Below are 17,289 nucleotides of genomic sequence, written 5' to 3'. Positions count from 1 at the left end.
CAGTGGCCACGCAGATCCACGGCGACGTCGACGAACGCTACGGGCGCGTCGCCGACGCGTTCCGCGACAACTTCACCTCCCGGGGCGAGGTCGGCGCCGCGGTCACCCTCTACGTGCGGGGCCGCAAGGTCGTCGACCTGTACGGCGGGCTGGCCGACACCCGCACCGGACGGCCCTGGACGGCGCACACGCCGGCCGTCGTCTTCTCCTGCACCAAGGGAATCCTGGCGATCTGCGCGTACCTGCTGGCGCAGCAGGGGCGGCTGGACCTCGACGCGCCCGTGACGCGCTACTGGCCGGAGTTCGGTCAGCACGGCAAGGCGGACATCCCCGTACGCTGGCTGCTCACCCACCAGGCCGGCCTGCCGGCGCTGGACCGACCCCTGACCCTCGACGAGGTGCTCGCCTGGGACCCGGTCGTCGCGGCGATCGAGGCGCAGGCGCCGCTGTGGCAGCCGGGCACCGCGCACAGCTACCACTCGATGACCTACGGGTGGCTCGTCGGCGAGGTCATCCACCGCGTCACCGGCCAGCTGCCCGGCGCGTACTTCCACGACACCCTCGCGCGGCCGCTGGGACTGCGGACCTGGCTCGGGCTCCCCGCCAGCGAGCGCGACACCGTCGCCTGGGATCTGGCGCCACCGCCGGACGCCGATCCGTTCGTCGACCCGGTCGCCGAACGGGGCATCACCATGGGTGGCGCGTTCGCCTTCCCCGCCGACGCCGACGGTCTGGTCAGCTTCAACGACCCCGCCATCCAGGCCGCCGGCATCCCGGGCGCGGGCGCGGTGAGCACCGCGGACGGCTTGGCGCGGCTCTACGCGGCCTGCGTGTCCGACCTGCGGGGTGGCCCCCTGCTCACCGGGGCGTCGGTGGACGACGCGGTCGTCGTCCGCTCCCAGGGTCAGCAGCGACACGGCCCGCCCGACACCGGCCAGCGCTGGGGCAGCGGCTTTCTGCTGCACTCCCCACCGGCGCGGCCGCTGCTCGGGGAGCGCAGCTTCGGCCACGACGGCGCCGGAGGAAACCTCGCCTTCGCCGACGCGCACCACGAGGTGGGGTTCGGCTACGTGGTCAACCAGATGTACTCCGCGGGCGACGAGCGCGCCAACCGGTTGACCGCTGCCGTCCGCTCCTGCCTGGACGCCTGAGCCGGCCGGCTGCGGTGTGAGTCGGCGCCGCACGGGGTAGGCAGGACGTCGACGGCGGCCACGCAGCGAGATGCCGCCACGATCCGACGGGGTGACCGACTGTGCGCGACTCCCACCTGCCGGCGGGTGCCGGCCGACACGGACGTCGGCGATGACCGAGCCGACTGTGGATCCCGCGCAGGCGCTGGCCGAGTTGAGCCGGATCAGACTCGACGAGATCAGCCTCGACGACATGCTGCGCCGGGTGGCCACGCTGGCCAACCGGAGCGTTCCCGGCGCCAGGGAGGTCTCGGTCACCCTGGTCCGGAATCGCGCGGGTTGGACCGCCGCGTTCACCGGCGATCTGGCCCGCGAGCTGGACGAGCGGCAGTACGAGCAGGATCGGGGCCCGCAAGGTGCGTGACGTCGCGGAGGCCCTGGTTGCCAGGGTGGTCCAGAGGACTCGGGTGTGAGCAGGCGCCGACCTGCGCCGGACGTCCGTCGCTGTCACCACCTGGGCCCCGCCGTGGGTGCACCTCGCGCTGCTGCTCCTGCTTCTTGGCGTACGGGCGGTGGCGCGGCGACGTCGACGACGCCTGGCCGGCCCGCTGGCTCTGGCCCGGGAGCAGGACGGCCAGGCGTCCGTACGCCGTCCATCTGATCTTCTGGTAGTACGGCACCCCCGGGGCGCGCGGCACGTCCGCGACGCCCCGGGGGTGCCGGGGTGGTGAGCTGAGAGGGGACGGATCAGCTCGCGGTGCAGGCGGGGGTGCCGGACGGGCTGGCACCGGTGCCCTGGAAGCCGAACTCGGTGCTGGCTCCCGCGCCGACCTGGCCGTTGTAGTCGACGTTGCGGAAGTCCACAGTGCCCGACGAGCCGCTGGCCTGCGCGCTCCAGGTGTTGGTGACTGCGGTGCCCGAGGGCAGCGTGATCCGGACCGTCCAACCCCGCAGGGCCGTAGAACCGGCGGTGACCTTGACGGTGGCGACGAAGCCGCCGTTCCAGGAGTTCAGCGACACCGAGGCCGAGCATCCGGCACCGGTCGGCGGCGGGGTCGTGGGCGGCGGAGTGGTCGGCGGCGGAGTGGTCGGCGGCGGGGTGGTGGGCGGCGGGGTCGTGGGCGGCGGGGTGGTCGGGGTGGGGGTTCCGCCGGAGTTCAGGGCATTGAGGACCGAGGTGTACGCCGCCTTCTTGTTGCCCGAGCGGTCGAACAGCAGGGGGTTGTCGTTGCCGCGCCACGAGTCGCTGTCCCGGACACCCCACACCGTGATGCCGGTGCAGCGGGGAATGGCCAGGCAGGCCCGCGTGACCTGGGCGTAGGCGTTGGCCTGGTTGGAGCCCTGGGTGATGTCCAGCTCGGTGATCTGCACGTCGACGCCGAGGTCGGCGAAGCGCTGCAGGTTGGCCTGGTAGTCACTGGGCACCGAGGTGCCGAGGTGGGACTGGAAGCCGACGCAGTCGATCGGCACGCCGCGGGACTTGAAGTCGCGCACCATGTTGTAGATGCCGGTGGACTTCGCGTTGATGCCGTCGGTGTTGTAGTCGTTGTAGCAGAGCTTGGCGCCGGGGTCGGCGGCGCGGGCGGCGCGGAACGCGGCCTCGATCCAGTCGTTGCCGGTGCGCTGCAGGTTCGAGTCCCGTCGGCCGCCGCTGCCGCCGTCGGCGAAGGCCTCGTTCACCACGTCCCAGGCGTAGATCTTGCCGCGGTAGTGGGTGGCGACCTGGGTGACGTGATTGATCGCGGCGTTGCGCAGCGCGGTGCCGGACATGCCCTGCGCCCAACCCGGCTGCTGCTGGTACCACAGCAGCGTGTGGCCGCGGACGATCATGCCGTGCGACTGGGCGTGGGCGACGATCTGGTCCCCGCCGCTGTAGCTGAACCGACCCTGCTGCGGCTCGGTGGCGTCCCACTTCATCTCGTTCTCGGGAGTGAGCTGGTTGAACTCCCGGTTCACGATGGTGGCGAACTGGCTGTCGGACAGCTTGAAGGCGGGTACCGCCGCACCGTAGTAACGGCCCTTCTCGGCCGCCGAGGCACCCAGAGTGGTGCCGGCGTTGGCGGCGGAGGTCACCGCCACCGTCGCGGCGACCGCCGCGAGGGTGGCCGCGAGCGGCATCAGCACCCGACGGCCCCGGAACCGGGGTCGCGGTGCGCGTTCGTCGGGGATCTTGTCCATGGTCCTGCCTTTCGAGGTGGTGGCGGCCGGAGTCGAGGGTCGCTGCCAGACCGGCGGTGGGCTGCCCGTGGGAAACCGCTCGGGGTGGATGTGGGCGGGCCCGGGGACGGTGCGACAGGTCGCCAACGGCGATGCCTGAGGGCGGACGTCACGACGGAGCGACCGCGTGCGCGGACGCGGGAACACGGCGTACGCCGGACAGGTGTGGCTCGGACAGGTCACCGACCGTCGACCGGGTCGCGGGACCCGATGCCCTTCGAGGTGCCGGTGACTCCGAGCGGGAGGGACGTGCCCTCGACTCCGTGGCGGAACATAGCATGTTATCGATAACATGCTCAAGGTGAGCGATGGCCGGGCAGCGAGCCTCTCCGGCTATGACGCCCGCGCGGCGAGTTCCAGGCGTTACCGCTAACACTGGCCTGATCCGACGGCGGGTCGATGGTGGACGAAGGGCGTTCGCCGCAGCCCTTTGCCGGCAACGCTTTTTTGGTCGGACGTATGGTGCCCGAAGCGTGCATAACGATGCCACAACATGCCTGTAAGCCCTTGGCAACATGAGTGTGACCGTGGGAAGGTAACGCCTGATCGCAGGAAACATCCGATCTATCGCGCAGGCGCTGCGGGGAGTGGCCCGTGTGTGACGTCCTGGGGAGGTCCGGTTGCTGAGGAATGCGTCGATCACCGGCGGGGACGCGCGTCGAGCCGGGGACACAGTGGACGAGAGCCGGGCCCGCCGATGAGTGCGGCCGAGGCGACCGCGGAGCCCCAGGGCGGCGCGCTCAACGACTGGTTGCGGGAGCGCATCTCGCACGCGCTCAGTGAGTTCACCGCGGCCACCGCGCTCGTCGTCCTGTTCATCGCGTTGAGTTTCGCCAGTCCCTACTTCCTGACGGCCGACAACCTGTTCAACATCGGCGCGCAGACCGCGGTGATCGCCATCATCGCCGCCGCGCAGACGATGGTCATCATCACCCGGGGCATCGACCTGTCGGTCGGCTCGGTCGCCGCTCTCGCCGGAGTGGCGGGAGCGATGGTCGTCCGTGACCTGGGTTTCCCGCTCCTGGCGGCGACGGCGGTCGCGATCGGTGTCGGTGCCCTGGCCGGGCTGCTCAACGGGCTGCTGGTGACCGTCGCCCGGATACCCCCGTTCATCGCGACGCTGGGGACGATGTCGGTCGGCCGGGGCCTGGTCTTCATCATCACCGGGGCGGTCGGCGTCTACGGTCTGCCCCGATCGTTCCAGCTGCTCGGCAACGGCGAGATCATCGGTATCCCGTTCGCTGTGGTGATTACCGCGGTGGTCGCCGTCGGGGTCGCGTTTCTGCTCTCGCAGACCCGCTTCGGGCAGTACACCTACGCCATGGGGTCCAACCTGGAAGCCGCCCGCCGCTCCGGCATCGGGGTCGGCCGCCACCTGACGTACGTGTACGTCCTGGCGGGTGTGCTGGTCGGTCTGGGTGGCATGATCGCCGCCTCCCGGGTCAACTCCGGCCAGCCGAACTACGGCATATCGCTGGAACTCGACGTCATCGCCGCCGCGGTCATCGGCGGCGCCAGCCTGTTCGGAGGGCAGGGCCGGATCGTCGGGACCATCATCGGCGCCTTCCTCATCGCCCTGGTCCGCAACGGCGCCGTCCTGCTCGACATCAGCATCCACTACCAGCAGGTGATCGTCGGCCTGATCATCTGGGCCGCCGTCTACTTCGACCAGTACCGCCGTCGGCGGCTGGAGTCACGGGGCTGACATGCCGTTCCCGGAGTTCGACAGAGGAAGGACGCACACCATGTCACACACCACCACCAGCCGACGGCCACGAGGGCGTCTTCTGCGCGCACAGGTCATCGTCGCCGTCGCCGCGGCGACCGCTCTGCTCAGCGCGTGCGGCGGAGTCGAGGTCCGCGACGGAGGCGACGGCGCGACCAAGGACGCGGCCGGGCCGCTGAAGCTCGCCGTCGTGCCGAAGGCTGTCGGGGCCGACTACTGGAACACGGTGAAGGCGGGCGCCGAGTGCGCCGCGCAGCGCGCCGGCGACGTCACGGTCCAGTGGGACGGGGTGACGACCGAGACGGACGTCGAGGGCCAGGTCAACCTGATCCAGAACTTCGTCACCAAGAAGGTCGACGGCATCGTCTACGCGGCCACCGACTCCCGGGCGTTGGCGCCGGCCACCGACCAGGCGCTCGGCGCCGACATCCCGGTCGCGATGATCGACTCGGGCACCAGCCCCCAGCCGTCGAGCGTGCCGCTCTTCGCCACCGACAACAAGGCGTCGGCCGTCGAGGCGGCCAAACTGCTCGCCACCGAACTGGGCCCCGGCAACCACGACGTGGCGCTTGTGGAGTTCCAACCCGGCTCGCAGACCAACACCGAGCGGGTCGACGGCTTCAAGGCGGGCCTCGCGCAGTTCCCCAACCTCAAGCTGGTCGGGCAGCAGCCCAGCCGCAGTGACGTCAACGAGGCGCGGCGGGTGACCGAGAACATCCTGACCGCGAACCCCAACCTCGCCGGCATCTTCGCGGCCAACGAGCCGAGCGTGCTCGGCGCCGCGCAGGCCATCCAGGCGGCCGGCAAGTCCGGCAAGGTGGTCATCATCGGTTGGGACGCCGCCCCCGACGAGATCGCGGGGCTGCGCAGCGGTCAGATCTCGGCGCTGGTCGTGCAGAACCCGTTCAAGATGGGCTACTTCGGCGTCGACAAGATGGTCAAGCACCTTCGGGACAAGGCGCCGCTGGCGTCGGCCGACACCGGCGTCACGTTCGTCACCAAGAAGAACATCGACTCGGCGGAGATCAAGGCGGTGCTCGAGCCCAGCTGCGCCAACCCTCCGGTGCAGTGATGGACGCCGCCCCGACGACCACCGTCGAGACCGACCAGCCGGCCGCCGACGAACCGCCGGTGCTCGAAGCCCGTGGCATCGTCAAGCGGTTCGGCCACGTCGAGGCGCTGCGCGGCGCGGACTTCACCGTCCACAAGGGCGAGGTCGTCGCCCTCATCGGCGACAACGGCGCCGGAAAGAGCACGCTGATCAAGACGCTGTCCGGTGTGCACCCGCCCGACGAGGGTGAGATCCGGGTGGGCGGTCGTCCCGTCCACTTCGCGACGCCGGTGGACGCCCGGCGCGCGGGAGTGGAGACCGTCTACCAGGATCTCGCGGTCGCCGACGATCTCAGCGTCGCCGCCAACCTCTACCTCGGGCGGGAGATCCTGCGCTCCGGGCCGCTCGGCCGGCTGGGGCTTCTCGACAAGCGCGCCATGCGGCAGGGGGCCGCCGCGGCGCTCGCCGAGCTGGGTGTGCGGATTCCCCGGGTCACCACGCCGATCGCGATGCTGTCCGGTGGGCAGCGGCAGTGCGTGGCGGTGGCGCGGGCGATCATCTGGGCGACGAACGTGGTCATCCTCGACGAGCCGACCGCGGCGTTGGGCGTCGTGCAGACCGGGCGGGTGCTCGACGTCGTCCGCCGGGCCCGTGACGCTGGCATGTCGGTGGTGCTGGTCAGCCACAACATGCCGCAGGTGCTCGAGATCGCCGACCGGGTGGAGGTGCTGCGCCTGGGCCGACGGGCGGCCCGGCTGCGTGCCGACGAGGTCACCACCGACGACCTGGTCGCGGCGATGACCGGGAGCACCGGCGCGGAGCGGGACGAGCGGTGACGGCGGTCGCCCGCCCGTGACCGAGCGCGAGGGGCCGGCATCGGTTCCGTTGGCGCGCGGAGCGGGCGGGCGATCACTGCGCCTGCGCGTCGACGCCCGTCTCACCCTCGTCGGGCAACCCCTGTAGCGACTCCTCCACACCGATCAGGTGGTTGGCCATCCGGGTGCGGGCCCGCTCCGGGTCGCGCGCCCGGAGGGCCTTGAGGATCGCCACGTGCTCGTCGTGGGTACGCCGGTCCGCGCCCTCCTCGTGCAGGCTCCGCCAGAGTCGCCCGCGCAGGGTGCGCCCGGCGAACGCCTCGATCAGGCCGATGAGCACCGGGTTGTCGGCGTGTGCGGCGATGATCCGGTGGAACGCGATGTCGATTTCCATGATCCGCTCATGGTCCTGCGGCGACCGACCGGCGATCCGGGCTGCCTCGTCGAGCAGCTCCCCGGCCTGGGCGAGGGCCTCGTCGGTGATCCTGGTCGCCGCCAACCGGGCGGCCTCGCACTCCAGCAGGCGGCGGACGGTGTGGATGTGCCGCCCGTCGCCCTGGCCCTGGAAGTCGACGACGAAGCCCATCGGGGCAAGCAGCTGCGGCGCGTCGAGGTTGGTGACGTACGTGCCGTCGCCCTGGCGGATGTTGACGATGCCGAGGATCGACAGCGCCGACATCCCCTCGCGCAGCGATCCCCGCGAGACGCCGAGGGACTCGGCGAGGTCCTTCTCGATGGGCAGCCGATCCCCGGGCTTGAACGTCCCTTCCAGGATCATCCGCTTGATGCCGTTCACCACTTCGTCGGTGCGGGACATGACACCTCCTAGCGGCCGGCGGGGGTGGCCGTCCCACCCGCGATCACGTACGGCTCCGGAGATGACACCGTAGCCGGGTCTGCCGCGGCCCAGTAGAGGCCGTCGGGGAACCGGTACCGCGCGATCGACTCGGGGTGCATCCGGGTGGAGTAGCCGGGCGTGCTGGGCAGAACGTAACCGCTGCCCCAGCCGGTGTCCCGGACGACACACGGGTCGGTGAAGTGCTCGTGCAGGTGGTCGACGAACTCGGTCACGCGGCCGGTGAGATCCCCTGAGATGGCGACGTAGTCGAGCACCGACACGTGTTGGACCATCTCACAGAGCCCGACACCGCCGGCGTGCGGGCACACCGGGACGTCGAACTTCGCGGCGAGCAGCAGCACGGCGACGATCTCGTTGATGCTGGCCAGCCGGCCGGTGTCCAACTGGCAGAAGTCGATGGCCTCGGCCTGGAACAGCTGCTTGAACATCACCCGGTTGTGGCAGTGCTCGCCGGTGGCGACGCCGACAGGAGCGACGGCACGGCGTACGGCCGCGTGGCCCAGGATGTCGTCCGGGCTGGTCGGTTCCTCGATCCACAGTGGTGAGAACTGGGCGAGGGCCTTGACCCACTCGATGGCCTGGTCGACGTCCCACACCTGGTTGGCGTCGATCATCAGGTTGCGGTGCGGGCCGAGGATCTCCCGGGCGATCCGGCACCGCCGGATGTCGTCGTCGAGGTCGGCGCCGACCTTGAGCTTGACGTAGCCGTAGCCGGAGTCGACGGCCTCCTGGCACAGCCGGCGCAGCTTGTCGTCGCCGTAGCCGAGCCAGCCCGCCGAGGTGGTGTAGGCCGGGTAGCCGGTGCGCGCCAGCTCGGCCAGACGGTCGGCCTTCGTGCTCTGCTTGGCGCGCAGGATGGCCAGTGCCTCGTCCCGGGTCAGCGCGTCGGACAGGTAGCGCAGGTCGGCGATGTCGACGAGTTGCTCGGGGGACATGTCGGTGAGCAGCCGCCACAGCGGCTTGTCCGCGAGTCGCGCGGCCAGATCCCAGGCCGCGTTCAGCACGGCCGCCAGCGACAGGTGGATGACGCCCTTCTCCGGCCCGAGCCAGCGCAGCTGGGAGTCGGAGGTGAGCAGGCGGTAGACGGCCCCCATGTCGGCGGCCATCGTCGTCACGTCCATGCCCACCAGGCGGTGGGCCTGGTGCACCGCCGCCGCGACGACGATGTCGTTGCCCCGGCCGATGGTGAAGGTGAGGCCGTGACCGGCGAGCGGTGCGCCGGCGCTGTCGAGGCCGTCGGTGTGCAGGATGACGTAGGCCGCCGAGTAGTCGCCGTCCTTGTTCATGGCGTCGGACCCGTCAGCGGTCAGCGAGGTGGGGAAGCGGACGTCCTCGACGGTGACGCCAGTGATCTGCGGCATGCGCTCCTCGCCCGACTAGGCTAAAGATCTGATGATCATTTGGAGTATACGGAGGCTCGATCGGCTGCGTCAACGACATCGATCGACCCGTGCCAATATAGATCTAATGTTTTACGCTCTCTGGCGGCGTCCGGTTACCGCGTCCGTTCCTCGCCCGCCGGGGCGTCCGCCCGGCCGGATGGACGGATCGACACGGCGAGGGCGCGACGGGTTTCGTGTGACACCGGCGCTGCTTGCCGACCCTCTCTCAGGGCGGTCGACCTGCTCCGCCGCGCTGCGGGCCGCGTCGGCCGGCACCGCCCCGGCCGGGGCCGGGTGGTGCCGTGAACATCGGCCGGGGCCCGATGAAGATTAGATGTTCACCCCGATGGCCGACGTCGGCTCAGGCCGGCCGCACCGGTGCCGCTGAGGCGATACATCACATCTATGTGGACGCCGTTGCCGTCGGTGAGTCCCGTCCTGGTGCCGGCCGGCGGTGGCGTGTGTCGGCCTTGTCCGTGCTCAGCCGAGGGTGGCCAGATCGGCGACGAGCTGCTCCACCCGGGTCCGGATGTCGTCGCGGATCGGGCGGACGGCGTCGACGCCCCTGCCGGCCGGGTCGTCGAGCTTCCAGTCCTCGTAGCGCTTGCCGGGAAAGACCGGGCAGGCGTCGCCGCAGCCCATGGTCACGATGACGTCGGAGGACTCCGCGGTGGCGTACTCCAGGAGGGTGGGGGTCTGGTCGGTGATGTCGATGCCGACCTCGCGCATGGCCTGGACGGCGGCGGGGTTGATCGTCTCGGCCGGGGCGGAGCCGGCCGAGCGAACCTCGACGGTGTCGCCGGCGAGGTGGCGCAGCCAGCCGGCGGCCATCTGGGAGCGGCCGGCGTTGTGGACGCAGACGAACAGGACGCTGGGTTTGTCGCTCATCGTGACGCCTCTCGGTCAAGGGGTGGGGTGAAGAAGCGGCGGCGTGCCCGGAGCGAGACGTGGACGAGGCCGACCAGTACGGGCACCTCGATCAGCGGCCCGACGACCCCGGCCAGCGCCTGACCGGAGGCCACGCCGAAGGTGCCGATCGCGACGGCGATGGCGAGTTCGAAGTTGTTGCCGGCGGCGGTGAACGCGAGGGTGGTCGTGCGCGCGTAGCCGAGGTCGAGCGCCCGGCCGAGAGCGTAGGAACCGGCCCACATCAGCGCGAAGTACACCAGCAGCGGCAGGGCGATACGGGCGACGTCGAACGGCCGGCCGATGATGGCGTCGCCCTGAAGGGCGAACAGGATCACGATGGTGAACAGCAGCCCGTACAGGGCGGCGGGGCCGACGCGGGGCAGGAGGCGGGATTCGTACCACGCGCGACCCCGGGCGCGCTCGCCGAGGCGGCGGGTGAGGTAACCGGCCAGCAGCGGGATGCCGAGGAAGATGAGCACGTTGCGGGCGATCTCCCAGACCGAGACGCGCAACTCGGCGCCCGGCAACCCGAGCCAGCCGGGCAGCACCGACAGGTAGAACCAGCCGAGCAGGCCGAAGGCGAGGACCTGGAAGACGGAGTTGAGCGCGACCAGGACCGCCGCGGCCTCGCGGTCGCCGCACGCGAGGTCGTTCCAGATGACGACCATGGCGATGCACCGGGCGAGGCCGACGATGATCAACCCGGTGCGGTACGCGGGCTGGTCGGCCAGGAACACCCAGGCCAGGGCGAACATCACGGCCGGGCCGACCAGCCAGTTGAGGACCAGCGACGAGATCAGCAGGCGGCGGTCGCCGGTCACGGTGTCGAGCCGGTCGTAGCGGACCTTCGCCAGCACCGGATACATCATGACCAGCAGGCCGATCGCGATCGGCAGCGAGATCCCGCCGACCGCCACCGCGTCCAGCGCGTCGTCGAGCCCGGGGATCAGACGGCCGAGCAGCAGCCCGACGACCATGGCCAGCCCGATCCAGACCGGCAGGAACCGGTCGAGTCGGGAGAGGCGACCGACGACGGCGCTCGCGGCCGGGTCGGCCTGGCGGATGGCGGTGCTCACGAGCATTCCGACCGGGCGGCGGGAGCGGGGCCTGCCTCGGTCGGGACGACGGTGAGCAGTGCGGCGAGTTGGTGCAGAACCGTCGGCCGGGCGCGGTAGTAGACCCAGGTGCCGCGACGCTCGGCGTCGACGAGCCCGGCCTCGCGCAGCGTCCTGAGGTGGTGCGAGATGGTCGGGCCGGTCAGGTCGAACGCGGGGGTGAGGTCGCAGACGCAGATCTCGCCGCCCTCGGCGGAGGCGATCATCGACATGAGCTGCAGGCGGACCGGGTCGCCGAGGGCCTTGAACGCGGGGGCGAGCGCGGCGGCGGTCTCGGCCGGCACACGCCGTTCGGACAGGGGCGGACAGCACAGCACGTCCACGGCCGCTTGTTTCGACATCAGTCTAGGTTGACAGACATCTAATCAGCGTGCAACTGTCTGATTCGACAGACGTCGAGACAGTCTCTCCTCGTCCGAGACCGGAACGGAGCCCGCCGATGGCCGACCTGACCACGCGCCCGATGACCGCCGGCGACGCCGACCGCGTCCTGACGATCTACCAGGCGGGCCTCGACGGCGGTGACGCCAGCTTCGAGACCACCGCGCCGACCTGGGCGGCGTTCGACGCCACCCGGCTGACCGCGCACCGCTTCGTGGCCGTGGACGGCAGCCACGCCATCCTCGGCTGGGTCGCCGTCACACCGACATCGAGCCGCCCGGTCTACGCCGGAGTGGTCGAGCACTCCGTCTACGTCGACCCGGCGGCCCAGGGGCGCGGGGTCGGCCGGCTGTTGCTCGACGCGTTGATCACCTCGACCGAGGCGGCCGGCATCTGGACCATCCAGTCCGGCATCTTCCCGGAGAACACCAGCAGTCTGGCCCTGCACCGGCGGGCCGGGTTCCGTGTCATCGGCGTTCGGGAGCGGATCGGCCGCCACCATGACCGCTGGCGCGACGTGGTTTTGCTGGAACGCCGCAGCCCCACCATCACCTGACAAGGAGTTACCCGATGAACGCCCTGGACAGCCTTCCCGTCGTGGTCGTCGGCGCTGGCCCGACCGGCCTCGCCGCCGCCGCCCATCTGCACGAACGCGGCCTGCCCTTCATCGTCCTGGAAGCGGGCGACACCCCCGGCGCCGCCGTCGCCCAGTGGGGCCACGTGCGGGTCTTCTCGCCCTGGCGCTACAACATCGACCCGGCCGCCCGCCGGATCCTCGACGACGCCGGCTGGCTCGCCCCCGACCCGGAGGCCCTGCCGACCGGGGCGGAGCTGGTCCGCGCGTACCTCCAGCCGCTCGCGGAGCTGCCCCAGCTCAAGCCCCACGTCCGCTACGGCGCCCGGGTCCAGGCGATCAGCCGCCTCGGCCTCGACCGGCTGCGCACCGCCGGCCGCGACACCACGCCGTTCCTGGTCCGCCTCGCCGACGGTGACGAGCTGCTGGCCCGCGCCGTGCTCGACGCCTCCGGCACCTGGGACACCCCGAACGTCCTCGGCGCGTCCGGCCTGCCCGCCCGGGGTGAGGCCGACGTGGCCGCGTACCTCGAACACGCGCTGCCGGACGTGCTCGGCGCCGACCGGGACCGCTTCGCCGGCCGCCACACGCTCGTCGTGGGCGCCGGTCACTCCGCGGCGAACACCCTGCTGTCCCTGGCGGACCTGGCCGCCACCGAGCCGGGCACCGAGGTGACCTGGGCGATCCGCACCACCTCGCCCGCGCGCACGTACGGCGGCGGGGACGCCGACGCCCTGCCGGCGCGCGGCGCTCTCGGCGCGCGGCTGCGGGGGCACGTCGACGCGGGCCGGGTCCGGCTGCTCACCGGCTTCTGGGTGCACGCCCTCACACCGGCCGACGGGCGCGTCCGGGTGGTCGTCCGGCACGCCGACGGGGGCGAGGAGTCGGTGCTCGTGGACCGCGTCGTCGCGGCCACCGGGTTCCGCCCGGACCACTCGATCACCGCCGAGCTGCGGCTGGACCTCGACCCGGTGCTCGGCGCGACCCGCGCGCTCGCCCCGCTGATCGACCCGAACGAGCACTCCTGCGGCACCGTGCCTCCGCACGGCATCGACGAGCTCACCCACCCGGAGGTCGGCTACCACGCCGTCGGCATGAAGTCCTACGGTCGGGCGCCGACGTTCCTCATGGCCACCGGCTATGAGCAGGTCCGCTCGGTCGTCGCCGCCCTGGCCGGAGACTGGGCCGCCGCCCGCGACGTCCAGCTCGACCTGCCCGAGACCGGCGTGTGCTCCAGCAACGCCGCCGACTCGGTGAGCGGCGACAGCTGCTGCGGCCCGACGCCGGCCGCCGAGCCGGCCCGACGCGGGCTGGCCACCGGCGTCTCCGGCGGGCTGCTCAGCCTCGTCGCCGTCGACACCGCGTCCGCCGATGGCCAGGCCGGCGGCTGCTGCGCCAGCTGACGTCCCCGCGACGGCGGCGTCCGCCGGCCCCCGGGCCCGCGGGCGCCGCCACCGTCACCGGCGGCTGGCGCAGGCGACGCAGGTACGCGCCGACGGGCGGGCGGCGAGCCGCTCGGCGGGAATCGGGCGCAGGCATCGTTCGCAGACGCCGTAGCTGCCGGCGTCGACGCGGCTCACCGCCTCGTCCAGTTCGGCCAGGCGTCGACGTGCCGCGTCCAGGACGGCAGTGAGCTGTGCCCGTTCGAACGCGATCGTGCTGCCCTCGGGGTCGTGTTCGTCGTCGGCGTTCGACGACCGGGACGCCTCGAACAGGCTCCGCAGGTCGCCCTCCAGCGCGGCGGCCTCAGCGGCGGTCTCGTCGCGCCGCCGGAGGAGATCCGCACGAATCGCGCGGGATTCGGTGTCCATGGCGGTTCCAGGCTACGCCCGGTGCCGCGCACCGGGGTCTACATGAAGTTGCGGGTGTGCAGGGCGGAGAGCGCGGCCGCCTCGTCCGACCGGAAGCCCAGCCGGACGAGTCGGCGCTGGCGGCCCTGGTCCATCGCCTGTTGCAGAGCACGCACGTGGTCGAAGCCGGCGGCCACGTCATCGGGGTCCCACCCGCCCGCCGCGAGCAGCACCAGCGCGTCGAAGACGTCCGCGTTGAGGCCCGCGGTGTCGGCCAACGCGTCGTGACGACGGTGGATCGCGGCACGGAGTCGGTCCCGCAGCAGCGGGTCGACCGTCGCCTGGTGCTCCAGATGGGCCATGCCGAACACCACGTGCCGGCGCTCGTCCTGCATCGCCAGCCAGCAGATCCGGCGGGTCACCGGATCGGGAGCGTGCCGCACCAGGAACCCCAGCAGGTCGACGAAGCTGCCCTCGCCGAGCACGGAGAGCAGGAACGACGCCAGGGCGAAATCGGACTCGGCGACGAGCGTGAAGAGCGACTGCCGGCCACCCGCCGAGGACGTGCCCAGCTCCGCGCCGCGCAGCAGCGCCCGCCGGCTGAAGACCTCCATGTGCCGGGCCTCGTCGGCCACCTGCACCGCGAGGAGCTGCACCACCTCCCGAAAGTGCGGGTGGATACGGCCGATGAACCGGGCCGGTACGACGAGAGCCGCCTGCTCGTTCTCGACCAGGTAGGTCATGACCTGCACGACCGCGGCCTCGACATCCGCCGGCAGCGCGAACGCGTCGTCCCACGGCACCGCCGTCTGCGGGTCCCACTGCCGTGCGGCGGCCTGCGCGTACAGCGCGGGGGCGATGTCGGCCCACACCAGATCGCGGTCGTCCAGGTCGAAGCGGGCCTCGGGCCCGCCGGCCTCCAGCAGCGCGCCACGGGCACCGAGCCCCCAGCGTGGCGGTGGACGGCTGCTCAGCGCCGAGGGCAGGGCAGGCCCGGCCCGCTCCGCGCCGAACCAGCGGTCGTCGTCGGCGGCGCCCCGGACGACGACCGCCACCAGGCGACTCCGGTCCGCGGGATCGGGCCATTCGACCCGGTGACCCCGGCTTCGGCACCACGCCGGCAGGTGCACCCCCAACGCCGCATCGGTGCCGGAGACCGCCACCCGGCCGCCGGGCGGCAACCCGGCCAGGGCGCGCTGCACCAACAGGTGCGCGCCACGGCCGAAGCCGAGGCCGCCGAGATCGATCTCGACGTCGGCGGTCACGGCCGATAGTCCGCAGCGGTCACCCGCCCGTCGGGGGCGTAGAACCCGCTCGCGTCGACCGCCTCGGCGAGGGCGTCGTACCCGGTCGTACGGCCGTCCTGCCAGGCCGTCAGGCCCTCCAGGTCGAGCAGCGGGCGCACCTGCGGATCGGCGTACGACATGCCGCGCAGCAGGGTGCCGAAGAGCCGGACCCCGTCGGACGCCGGCTCGCGCACCGTCATGTTGCAGTGGTCGTACCGCCCGGTCTGCGCGACGATCCGGGTGCCCTCGGGTGGCAGCGTGCCCTCCTGCACGAACATCAGGTGGTTGGCGTCGATCATGCAGGCGGCGTCGACCTCCCCGGCCGCCAGGGCGCGCGCGGCGTCACGTTCGCCCCCGACGTGGTCACCGTGCAGCCCGACACCGACGTCGAACCGGCGCACGTCGACCCGGACTCCGGCCGCGGCGAGGTGGCCGAGCGGGATCAGCGTGGCCTGCGGACTGTCCACCGCGCCGGTCGCCACCACCCTTCCGGCGAGATCCTCGACCCGGTGTACCGGCGAGTCGGCGCGCACCACCACGACCGAGGTGAGGTCCCGGTCGGTGTCGCGCATCGTGAGCGCGCGCACGGAGCCGCCAGCGGCCGTGGCCAGCCGGTCGGCTCGCAGCCACGCGAGCGGAGAGTTCCACGCGGCGTCGATGCGGCCGGCGACAAGGTCCTCGACCTGTCGCTCGTAGTGCGAGTAGAGGACGAAGTCGAAATCCAGGCCGTGACCGCGCAGCCAGCCGCGAAAGCCCTCCCAGATGGTGACGACCTTGGGGTCGTACGCGACCGCGCCCATCAGGACCGACGGCGCCGGCATCAGCGGTTGGCCTCGTCGAGCAGCGGCAGGCCGGTGGCGACGCGGCCCACGAAGTCGTGCAGAGCGTCAGTGGTCGGTGCCATCACCCGGGCGGCTCGCGAGTCGCGGAATCGGCGCTCCAGGCCCAACTCCTTGCGAAAGGCGCTGCCACCGCAGAGCCGCATCGCGCCGTCGGTGACGTCCGCGACCGTCTCGCCGGCCAGGGCCTTGACCTGCAACACGCGCAGCGTCGCGTCGTCCCGGCCGGTCTCCAGCGCGGTGAGGGTGTCACCGAGGAAGGCGCGCAGGGCGTCGGTGCGGATCTTCAACTGGGCGAAGTCGCGTCGGGCGACGGGCGCGTCGCGAAGCGCCGCGCCGGTGTGCGTGAGCGTGGTGCCGGTGAGGTGCCGGGCCGCCTCGGCGACGGCGCTGTCGGCGAGGCCGAGACAGAACGCCGAGTTGAGCACCAGGAACCAGGGGAGCACGGCGCCGAGCGCGGTGTCGAGGCCGGTGCCGTCGGTGCCCAGCATCGCGTCGGCGGGGACCACCACGCCCTCGGCCGTCATCGGCCGGGAGCCGTTGCCGCGCAGGCCCAGCCCGTCGAAGTCACCGGCGACGCGGAGCCCGGCGCTGTCGGCCGGAACAAGCCACAGCGTCATCGGCCCGGCCCCCGACGCCAGCGCAAGGCTCGACCAGACGTAGCTGTCGGCCTCGCCCGCCGCGGTGACCCAACTCTTGCGGGCGTCGAGTCGCACCGCGGCATCACCGGACGCCGTCGCCGACCCGGTGGGCGACCAGAAGTGGCTGCGGGATCCGAACTCGGAGAACGCCAACGTGGTCAGGTGACGGCCGGCGGCGATGGCCGCGCGAACCTCGTGCGGGCCGTGCGCCTCGATGACGGCGGTCGCCGCGTAGTGCATCAGAACCACCATCGCCGTGGACCCACACTCGGCGGCCAGCCGTTCGATGACGTCGGCGACCGCGCGCATGCCCTGGCCGCCGCCACCGACCTCGGGGGAGGAGGCCAGGCCGAGCAGGCCCGCCGTGGCGAGGGCATCGACGCCCTCGCGGGGGAAGGCGCCGTCCCGGTCGACGGCCTCCGCCTGCGGGCGGATCACCTCGTCGATCACGGTGGTGAGTGTGGTCAGGACGTCGGTGCGGGACTGGAAACTGTCGACACTGGCCGTCATGCGCGGTGCCCCTTCATTCGGACCGGCGGGACCGCCATCGAGACTAGCCGATCCGGCCGTCATG

General features: G+C 72.0%; 17 protein-coding genes. 7 read left to right on the top strand and 10 right to left on the bottom strand.

The genetic code is table 11. The features are described from left to right. Positions 1–2: 2 nt before the first annotated feature. Positions 3–1,151 carry a serine hydrolase domain-containing protein gene (locus ABZU46_RS13425; RefSeq protein ID WP_354857222.1) on the top strand — a complete coding sequence of 383 codons (1,149 nt, stop codon included), beginning with the start codon at positions 3–5 and terminating at the stop codon, positions 1,149–1,151. A gap of 151 nt (positions 1,152–1,302) precedes the next feature. Next, entirely contained in the window at positions 1,303–1,554 is a 252-nt protein-coding gene (locus ABZU46_RS13420; RefSeq protein ID WP_354857220.1) for a hypothetical protein, read from the top strand. 323 nt (positions 1,555–1,877) lie between these two features. On the opposite strand, the gene ABZU46_RS13415 is transcribed toward ABZU46_RS13420, so the two are convergent. Continuing rightward, a complete protein-coding gene (locus ABZU46_RS13415; protein ID WP_354857219.1) occupies positions 1,878–3,308 on the bottom strand; it encodes an endo-1,4-beta-xylanase in 1,431 nt (476 codons plus the stop codon). Between the two features lie 736 nt (positions 3,309–4,044). Here ABZU46_RS13415 and ABZU46_RS13410 point away from each other — a divergent pair. From ABZU46_RS13410 to ABZU46_RS13400, 3 genes are read left to right on the top strand one after another with little or no spacing between them, the layout of a single operon-like run. Beyond that, positions 4,045–5,052: an ABC transporter permease gene (locus ABZU46_RS13410; RefSeq protein WP_354857216.1), complete on the top strand. Its 1,008-nt coding sequence runs from the start codon at positions 4,045–4,047 to the stop codon at positions 5,050–5,052. Between the two features lie 40 nt (positions 5,053–5,092). Then, positions 5,093–6,145 carry an ABC transporter substrate-binding protein gene (locus ABZU46_RS13405; protein WP_354857214.1) on the top strand — a complete coding sequence of 351 codons (1,053 nt, stop codon included), beginning with the start codon at positions 5,093–5,095 and terminating at the stop codon, positions 6,143–6,145. Next, a complete protein-coding gene (locus ABZU46_RS13400; RefSeq protein WP_354857211.1) occupies positions 6,145–6,960 on the top strand; it encodes an ATP-binding cassette domain-containing protein in 816 nt (271 codons plus the stop codon). The genes ABZU46_RS13405 and ABZU46_RS13400 overlap by 1 nt, the downstream gene beginning before the upstream one ends. 73 nt (positions 6,961–7,033) lie before the next feature. On the opposite strand, the gene ABZU46_RS13395 is transcribed toward ABZU46_RS13400, so the two are convergent. The 5 genes from ABZU46_RS13395 to ABZU46_RS13375 form a co-directional block, all read right to left on the bottom strand. Further along, positions 7,034–7,756 (bottom strand): FadR/GntR family transcriptional regulator, encoded by a 723-nt coding sequence (locus tag ABZU46_RS13395; protein ID WP_354857210.1) that lies wholly within the window; start codon positions 7,754–7,756, stop codon positions 7,034–7,036. Positions 7,757–7,764: 8 nt separating this feature from the next. Then, positions 7,765–9,159: an enolase C-terminal domain-like protein gene (locus tag ABZU46_RS13390; protein WP_354857208.1), complete on the bottom strand. Its 1,395-nt coding sequence runs from the start codon at positions 9,157–9,159 to the stop codon at positions 7,765–7,767. Positions 9,160–9,660: 501 nt separating this feature from the next. Next, the gene (locus ABZU46_RS13385) at positions 9,661–10,068 is read right to left on the bottom strand and encodes an arsenate reductase ArsC (protein WP_354857206.1); all 408 of its coding nucleotides are present in this window, start codon (positions 10,066–10,068) and stop codon (positions 9,661–9,663) included. Next, complete coding sequence (arsB, locus tag ABZU46_RS13380; protein WP_354857203.1) at positions 10,065–11,171, bottom strand: ACR3 family arsenite efflux transporter; 1,107 nt, start codon at positions 11,169–11,171, stop codon at positions 10,065–10,067. Before arsB ends, ABZU46_RS13385 begins: the two co-directional genes overlap by 4 nt. Beyond that, the gene (locus ABZU46_RS13375; RefSeq protein ID WP_354857201.1) at positions 11,162–11,545 is read right to left on the bottom strand and encodes a metalloregulator ArsR/SmtB family transcription factor; all 384 of its coding nucleotides are present in this window, start codon (positions 11,543–11,545) and stop codon (positions 11,162–11,164) included. The genes arsB and ABZU46_RS13375 overlap by 10 nt, the downstream gene beginning before the upstream one ends. Before the next feature lie 98 nt (positions 11,546–11,643). Between ABZU46_RS13375 and ABZU46_RS13370 the strand changes: the two genes are divergently transcribed. Together ABZU46_RS13370 and ABZU46_RS13365 are read left to right on the top strand one after the other, a co-directional pair. Then, positions 11,644–12,141: an N-acetyltransferase family protein gene (locus ABZU46_RS13370; RefSeq protein WP_354857198.1), complete on the top strand. Its 498-nt coding sequence runs from the start codon at positions 11,644–11,646 to the stop codon at positions 12,139–12,141. Between the two features lie 14 nt (positions 12,142–12,155). After that, entirely contained in the window at positions 12,156–13,562 is a 1,407-nt protein-coding gene (locus ABZU46_RS13365; RefSeq protein ID WP_354857195.1) for an NAD(P)-binding domain-containing protein, read from the top strand. Positions 13,563–13,616: 54 nt separating this feature from the next. Here the strand turns inward: ABZU46_RS13365 and ABZU46_RS13360 are convergent, their stop codons facing one another. The 4 genes from ABZU46_RS13360 to ABZU46_RS13345 are packed head-to-tail and all read right to left on the bottom strand — an operon-like array spanning position 13,617 to position 17,225. Next, positions 13,617–13,970, bottom strand: a complete 354-nt coding sequence (locus tag ABZU46_RS13360; RefSeq protein ID WP_354857192.1) for a TraR/DksA C4-type zinc finger protein — start codon at positions 13,968–13,970, stop codon at positions 13,617–13,619. A gap of 38 nt (positions 13,971–14,008) precedes the next feature. Continuing rightward, positions 14,009–15,214, bottom strand: a complete 1,206-nt coding sequence (locus ABZU46_RS13355) for a ferritin-like domain-containing protein (protein WP_354857190.1) — start codon at positions 15,212–15,214, stop codon at positions 14,009–14,011. Continuing rightward, positions 15,211–16,056, bottom strand: a complete 846-nt coding sequence (locus ABZU46_RS13350) for a PhnD/SsuA/transferrin family substrate-binding protein (protein WP_354857187.1) — start codon at positions 16,054–16,056, stop codon at positions 15,211–15,213. Before ABZU46_RS13350 ends, ABZU46_RS13355 begins: the two co-directional genes overlap by 4 nt. Next, positions 16,056–17,225 carry an acyl-CoA dehydrogenase family protein gene (locus tag ABZU46_RS13345; RefSeq protein WP_354857185.1) on the bottom strand — a complete coding sequence of 390 codons (1,170 nt, stop codon included), beginning with the start codon at positions 17,223–17,225 and terminating at the stop codon, positions 16,056–16,058. Before ABZU46_RS13345 ends, ABZU46_RS13350 begins: the two co-directional genes overlap by 1 nt. Between the last annotated feature and the right edge of the window lie 64 nt (positions 17,226–17,289).

The organism is Micromonospora sp. NPDC005197, from assembly GCF_040608295.1.
Classification (GTDB): Bacteria; Actinomycetota; Actinomycetes; order Mycobacteriales; family Micromonosporaceae; genus Micromonospora.
This window is presented reverse-complemented; position numbering and strand designations above follow the sequence as displayed.